Source organism: Rhodoferax ferrireducens, assembly GCF_049302455.1.
GTDB classification, from domain to species: Bacteria; Pseudomonadota; Gammaproteobacteria; order Burkholderiales; family Burkholderiaceae_C; genus Rhodoferax; species Rhodoferax ferrireducens_B.
The window spans coordinates 21,325-28,176 of the sequence record NZ_JBAQMD010000107.1 but is presented as its reverse complement, the minus strand read 5'-3'; the positions used below and the strand labels follow the sequence as shown (position 1 = coordinate 28,176).

At 57.9% G+C, this 6,852-nt stretch carries 5 protein-coding genes and 1 pseudogene; 2 read left to right on the top strand and 4 right to left on the bottom strand.

Annotated elements, in window-relative coordinates; genetic code table 11:
* From WA157_RS17880 to WA157_RS17870, 3 genes and pseudogenes are all read right to left on the bottom strand, one after another.
* Nucleotides 1-295, bottom strand: a 295-nt coding sequence (locus tag WA157_RS17880) for a TCP-1/cpn60 chaperonin family protein (RefSeq protein ID WP_422622255.1), incomplete at its 3' end; no start/stop codon positions are given.
* An 80-nt stretch (nt 296-375) separates the two neighbouring features.
* A complete protein-coding gene (locus tag WA157_RS17875; RefSeq protein WP_011463442.1) occupies nt 376-666 on the bottom strand; it encodes a co-chaperone GroES in 291 nt (96 codons plus the stop codon).
* 286 nt (nt 667-952) lie between these two features.
* Nucleotides 953-2,311: pseudogene (locus WA157_RS17870) on the bottom strand (putative bifunctional diguanylate cyclase/phosphodiesterase); the annotation flags it as partial.
* 1,294 nt (nt 2,312-3,605) lie between these two features.
* Here WA157_RS17870 and WA157_RS17865 point away from each other — a divergent pair.
* A complete protein-coding gene (locus WA157_RS17865) occupies nt 3,606-4,436 on the top strand; it encodes a PEP-CTERM sorting domain-containing protein (RefSeq protein ID WP_422622254.1) in 831 nt (276 codons plus the stop codon).
* 18 nt (nt 4,437-4,454) lie between these two features.
* On the opposite strand, the gene hpaR is transcribed toward WA157_RS17865, so the two are convergent.
* Nucleotides 4,455-4,967, bottom strand: a complete 513-nt coding sequence (gene hpaR, locus WA157_RS17860; protein ID WP_422622253.1) for a homoprotocatechuate degradation operon regulator HpaR — start codon at nt 4,965-4,967, stop codon at nt 4,455-4,457.
* Nucleotides 4,968-5,256: 289 nt separating this feature from the next.
* Between hpaR and WA157_RS17855 the strand changes: the two genes are divergently transcribed.
* Nucleotides 5,257-6,810: an acetyl-CoA hydrolase/transferase family protein gene (locus WA157_RS17855; protein WP_422622252.1), complete on the top strand. Its 1,554-nt coding sequence runs from the start codon at nt 5,257-5,259 to the stop codon at nt 6,808-6,810.
* The last annotated feature ends 42 nt before the right edge of the window (nt 6,811-6,852 follow it).

Sequence of the window (6,852 nt, the reverse complement as noted above, 5' to 3'; positions counted from 1 at the left end):
TGGCCTGGGCCAACACGGTCGCGGTGGTGGTGCCGTCGCCAGCGAGGTCAGAGGTTTTGGAAGCGACTTCCTTGACCATCTGCGCGCCCATGTTCTGCAGCTTGTCCTTGAGTTCGATTTCCTTGGCCACGGACACACCGTCCTTGGTCACGGTGGGGGCGCCGAAGCTGCGGTCGAGCACCACATTGCGGCCTTTGGGGCCGAGGGTTACCTTGACGGCGTTGGCCAGAATGTTGACACCCTCGACCATGCGTGCGCGGGCTTCGCCGCCGAAAATTACGTCTTTTGCTGCCATGTTAGGCTCCTAAAAATTTAAGTGAAATTAGCCGCCAGCCCGCATGGATACTGCGTGACCAGCTATTGATTTAGTATGGATTACTTCTCGACCACAGCAAACAAATCATCCTCTTTCATCACGAGGAGTTCGTCGCCAGCCACCTTGACGGTTTGGCCGCTGTACTTGCCGAACAACACGCGGTCGCCGACCTTGACTGCCATGGGGCTGATTTCGCCCTTGTCATTCTTTTTGCCAGGGCCCACGGCCAGCACTTCACCTTGATCGGGCTTCTCAGCAGCGCTGTCCGGAATGACGATGCCGGAGGCGGTTTTGGTTTCGTTTTCAACGCGTTTGACAATCACGCGGTCGTGCAGGGGACGAAGTTTCATGGGAGCTCCTTGGTATTGAAACAGAGGTTAAAAATCAAGAGTGCCAACCGATAAGTTGGCGCTCGTTAACTTGAAGAGAGAATTCTGAGAGGGCCAAAGCCTGTTAGCACTCAACTCTTACGAGTGCTAATGATAAGGGCATTTGCCAGACTTTCAAGAAGCAATGGGCAAAACTACTGCGCAGCGCCACTCAACATGCCATTTCGCGCCACGTAACATTCAACTCTGTGGCTGCTCTCGGGTGAAGCCCACGTCAAAATCACGAGGTTTTCACACCGCCTTACCGTCAAGTGGTCACCAATCCCGCGTCAACCCGGTTCATGAATTCTTCCAGCGGCACAGGGCGGCCAAACAGATAGCCCTGATAGGCATGGCATCCCAGGCGCGCCAGGAAGTCCCGCTGGGCTTCGATTTCCACCCCCTCGGCGATGACGGTCAGCCCTAGACTGTCGGCCAGAGCGATCACCATCTTGGCAATGGCGGCATCATTGGGGTCGATCAGGATGTGCCTGACAAAACCCTGGTCAATCTTCAGTTGATCCAGCGGCAGTCGTTTCAGGTATGACAGCGACGAATAGCCGGTGCCAAAGTCATCCAGTGAAAAACCCACACCATGCGCTTTCAGTGCGCTCATCTTGGTAATGGTGTCTTCCACATCGGACACCAGCAGGCTCTCGGTCAGCTCCAGCTTGAGTCGCTTCGGATTGGCCCCCGTTTTGCTGAGTACTTCCAGCACCTGATCCACAAAGTCCGCCTGGTGCAACTGGTTGGCACTGACATTGACCGCCAGAAAGAGCTGGGCCGTTGCCGGCTGTGTGGCCCATGTCGCCAATTGGGAACAGGCTGTTTCCAGTACCCAGAGGCCCAGCGGCAGAATCAAGCCGGTTTCCTCGGCCAGCGGGATAAATTCGGCCGGTGACACCAGGCCGCGCTGCGGGTGCTGCCAACGCAGCAGCGCCTCGGCGCCGGTCAGGCGGCCATCACCGATCACCTGCGCTTGATAGTACAGGGTGAACTGCTGGTGTCGCACCGCTTCGCGCAGGTCGAGCTCCAGGGCGGCACGGTCGGCCACCATGGACTGCATCGCCGGATCAAAGAAGCACAAGGTGTTGCGGCCGGCCGTCTTGGACTGGTACATGGCCAGATCGGCTTGTTTCAGCAGTTCATCGATGGAGGTCTGGTGGCCGAAGAACAGGGTCATGCCGATGCTCGGCGTGCTGCGGTTCTGGCAATCCGCGAGCTGGTAGGGCTGACCCAACGTGGCCAGAATTTTCTTGCCCACGGTTTCGGCCTGCGTCGCCGCTTCCTTGGCATGCAAGCTCAGACCTTCGAGCATCACCACGAACTCGTCGCCGCCCAGACGCGCCACGGTGTCACTTTCGCGCACACAGCCGACCAGCCTTTGTGCGACTTGTTGCAGCAGCAGGTCCCCCTTGTCGTGCCCGAGCGTGTCGTTGAGCGTCTTGAAGTTGTCCAGATCGATGAGCAGCACCGCCCCGCGATGACCGCTTCGCGCGCTGTACGGCAGCGCCTGCTGCAGCCGGTCAGTGAGCAAGCGCCGGTTGGGCAGCATGGTGAGGGCGTCATGAAAGGCCAGGCGATGAATTTCCGCATGGGCCTGCTCTCTTTCGGTCACGTCACGAAAGCTCCAGACACGACCCACGATTTGCTCATCCAGACGCTGGGGCTGGGAATGTCGTTCCGCAAGCCGGCCATCTTTGAAGCGCAGGGTGTCAAAGCTGGACAAATCGGGATCCGCATTGAGCTCCTGTACTTTTTGCAGAAAAAAGGCTGGATCGACCAGGTGCTGTGACACAAGATCCAGCAGGTCGCTGTAACTGTGGGTGTTCAAGTAGTGCGGCGCAATGTGCCAGAAGTCCAGGAAACGTTGGTTATAGGTGACTACCTTGCCGTCGTTGCTCACCGCCAGAATGCCATCGGTGGCAGCCTCGATCACGGCGCGTTGCAGGGAGGCCGCTTTGCGCAGATTGAGGACCAACTCGGGAATCGGCAACAACACCAGCCCGATGGCGACCGCGCCGATGAACCACGCCGAGATCATGGGCGCCGGAAAATAAGGCGCGGGCATCAGGTTGGCCGTGCGCAACGCGAGGTAGAGCAGCCAGGCGAGCAAATAAGTGATGCCAAAGATGGCCGCCGCCCGGACATGAACCACGATGGCCAGCATCATCGCCATGACGACGGCGCCTGCGGTCGTCGGGGGCAAGCCTGCATAAATCAGGGCAACCATGATCAACCACATCACCACCGCGAAGAAGATGAGCGACTTCTGGGGTTGTCCACGGCGATTCATGCGCCACGCGATCAGTACCGCAAGAATCAAGACCAATAGGGCAACAGCGCTAGCAGCCTTTCGGTAAAACACAAACGGCACGCCGATCGCAAGCAAGACCGACCCGACGAAAAAGAAGATGCTGTAAAAGCGGTGCAGCAGGCGGATGCTGGCAGATTGCATGTTCATTGGAAAAGAGGGCATTGGATCAAGTGATCGAGGCATCACGCGGGCCTCAATTTGCCACTGACAAGCAGGTTTGATTTGAATAGCGTTTGGGACCGAAATTTATGCAAAATCCCGCGCGCGATGATGGCTTTTTGATGACTGGGCATCAGGTCAAATATAAAGCATGAAATGTTGTGCCGGGTCAACCTGGAAAGACTGTCGAAAAAAATGACATGACGGACGACTCGCTATTTCCAGACTGACACCGTTGACGAAAATTTCCAGTAAATACAATGTGTTAGCGAAGCTGTACTTTCCTGGCACGGGTCATGCTTCGAATGCGGCGCGGACAGTATGGTTGTCATTATTGGACAAACCAAGGTGTCTGACCCCGTTTATCCCCCCTTCATATCCGCCCAAGGTGAGAGGCAAAAACGGGATATGTCAATCTTCCAGGCTGCATCAATGAGGAGATTCCATGAAACTACGCATCTTTTCTGCATTCTTGGCCGCATTGTTTTTACTCCCGACGGCCTGGGCTGGCTTTGTGACTTACGAGTCGGCCGGTAGCAGCCCCGCTGCGATCACATCGATGCGAGATGACTTTCGCACCGCCGTCGGTGGCGGCGCAGTCGCAGGCCCCAATGGCTCCTTCGGCGGGCTTCGCCGCGAAATCAACTGGGACGGCGTACCCGACGCTCTATCCGACCCGAACGCCTTGCCCGCCAACTTCTTCAACGTCAACTCGCCTCGCGGGGTCGTATTCAACACGCCGGGAACGGGCTTCCTCGTGAGCGCCAACGCCGGATTGGCCACGCCCACGCTGTTCGGCTTTTCCAACGACTTTCAGACCTTCAGCGCGCAGCGGCTGTTCACTGCGGTCGGCAGCAACATCATGGATGTTCTGTTCTTTGCGCCGGGCACGATGACGGCTGCCACCACCAGTGCCTTCGCCGCGATATTCGTCGACGTCGAAGTGGCCGCTCAGACCAAGATCGAGTTCTTCGATGAGAACAATTCGGTCATTTTCTCTCGAGACGCTTTGGTCGCTGGGAACCAGGGCTTGAGCTTCGTGGGTGCGGTTGCCAATGCCGGCGAGAGGATCAGCCGGGTTCGACTCACTTCGGGCCCGAATACGCTCATTTCCAATGGGGTGTTGGGCAACCCGAATGACGACATAGTGGTCATGGACGATTTTCTTTATGCAGAGCCGCTGCAGAGCGTGCCCGAGCCATCGAGTTTGGCGTTGCTCGCCCTCGGACTGGTTGGCTGTCTGGCAGGGCTGCGTCGCCGCCACCACAGCATCTAATCAGTCGCCAGCCCCAGCTTATTCAAACACTGGCGGTTTCTCCGGCGCACCGGAGCCTGCGCTGGCGGGCATGGTGGACGGCAGCTCAACATGCCCAACCGACTGGCTCTGAGCACCAATGAATGCTTCAAGCGATCTGAACAGATCGTCAAAAATGTCCGCGCCGATAGCCTCCTCAATGAGTTGGTATTGCAAGTCGATTAACGGTGCCATTTCGCGCACCAGTTGATCTCCCTTCGCTGCCAACCGAACCCCAACCCGCCTTTGATCGCCTGCCACCCGGCTGCGTTGAATCAAGGCCAGCGCTTCCATGCGCGCCAGTACACCCGTCATGCTGGCGCTATGGATCTGGCACAAACTGCATATTTCACGGGGTTCAAGCTGATCATGCTCATCCAGGGAGCGCAGGATTCGCCACTGCTGATCGGTCAGGCCGTAGTGATTGAGGATCGGACGGAAATGAGCCATCAGGCACTCCCGCGCTTTCAGAAAGAGCTGGGGCAGGTTGCGGTACGCAATTCGAGGCTTCAAATGGGACTCCATGACGCGTTTTTGCTTGCTAATATATTAGTGATTAAACTACTAACATGTTAGTAAGTTTTTTCAGTGGCCGGATCCGAGTAGAGGGTGCGGGCAGGATGCTCGGAGATCGGTCATGCGCGCTCAAGACCTTCCTGCTGCGGTGCCGCTCCATTGTGCTGCGGATTCTGCCATTGTTGAAGGGGAACGCAGTGCTTGCCAACTGGGTCCCTGCGGTGCTGGCGCCGATCAACCATCGCCTGACCCGACGGCAAAAAATCAACCAAAGAGGAACGGAAAAATGCACAGAAATATGGACAGCCGCATCCGCTTGTCGTTTTTGAAAGAGCGCGTGACCAGCGCCGCCAAGGCAGCCGAATGGATACAGGACGGCATGACAATTGGCATGAGTGGTTTTACCCGCGCGGGCGACGCCAAGGTCGTGCCCCTGGCGCTGGCCGAACGGGCGCGCCATGAAAAGCTGAAAATCACATTGATGACCGGTGCCTCCCTGGGCAGCGATGTCGACAAGACGCTGACCGAAGCGGGTGTGCTGGCCCGGCGCATCCCGTTCCAGGCCGATCCGGTGCTGCGCGCCGCCATCAATCGGGGTGAGGTGATGTATGTCGATCAGCACTTGTCGGAAACGGTCGAACTGCTGCGCACCCGGCAGATGGCACCGATCGACCTTGCCATCATCGAGGCCATCGCCATCACCGAGAGCGGCGCCATCATTCCGACCACGTCGGTCGGCAACAGTGCCAGTTTCGCGATTCTGGCGGACAAGGTGATTGTTGAAATCAACATCACCCAGTCGCTGGAACTCGAAGGCTTGCACGACATCTTCATCCCCAAGCACCGCCCGCGGCGCGAACCGATGCCCTTGATGACGCCGTATGACCGCATCGGCACCACCGCGATCGAGATTCCACCCGAAAAGATCGTCGCGATTGTTTTCACGGAAAAGCTCGACAGTTCCTCCACCATCCTGCCGCCCGACACTGAGACGGCGGCCATCGCAGCGCATCTCGTGAATTTCTTCAAGGAAGAAGTGGCTCAGGGGCGTTTGAGCGAGAGCTTGCTGCCGATGCAGGCCGGCATCGGCACCATCGCCAACGCGGTGATGGCGGGGTTCATCGACAGCCCGTTCAAGCGCCTGACGATGTATTCCGAGGTGCTGCAGGACTCCACCTTTGACCTGTTCGATGCCGGCAAGCTCGACTTTGCGTCCGGCTCCTCGATCACCTTGTCGGCGGAGAAAAGCCGGCAGGTGTTCCATGACATCGGCAAGTACAAGGACCGCCTGGTGCTGCGTCCGCAAGAGGTCAGCAACCACCCCGAAATCATCCGGCGCCTGGGGCTCATCGCGATCAACACCGCGCTGGAAGCCGACATCTATGGCAACGTCAACTCCACCCATGTGCTGGGCACGCACATGATGAACGGCATTGGCGGCTCGGGCGACTTTGCGCGCAACGCCTACCTGTCGGTGTTTGCCACCAAATCGGTCGCCAAGGGCGGCAAGATATCGAGCATCGTGCCGATGGTGTCGCATGTGGACCATACCGAACACGACGTGGACATCATCGTCACCGAAATCGGTCTGGCCGATCTGCGTGGTCTGGCACCGCGCGAGCGTGCCGAAATCATCATTGACCGATGTGTGGCGCAACCCTACCGGCAAATGCTGCAGGCTTACGTGGCGCGCGCGAAACAGCGTGGCGGCCACACACCCCATATTCTGGAAGAAGCGCTCTCGTGGCACACCCGCTACCGCGACACGGGCTCCATGCTGACCAGCCAAATCACGCCCGATATCGGTTCTTACGAGAAGAGTGTTTCGCTATCTATTTAATAGCGTTTAAACGAGGAAGGATAAGGGCTGGGGGCTGATTCT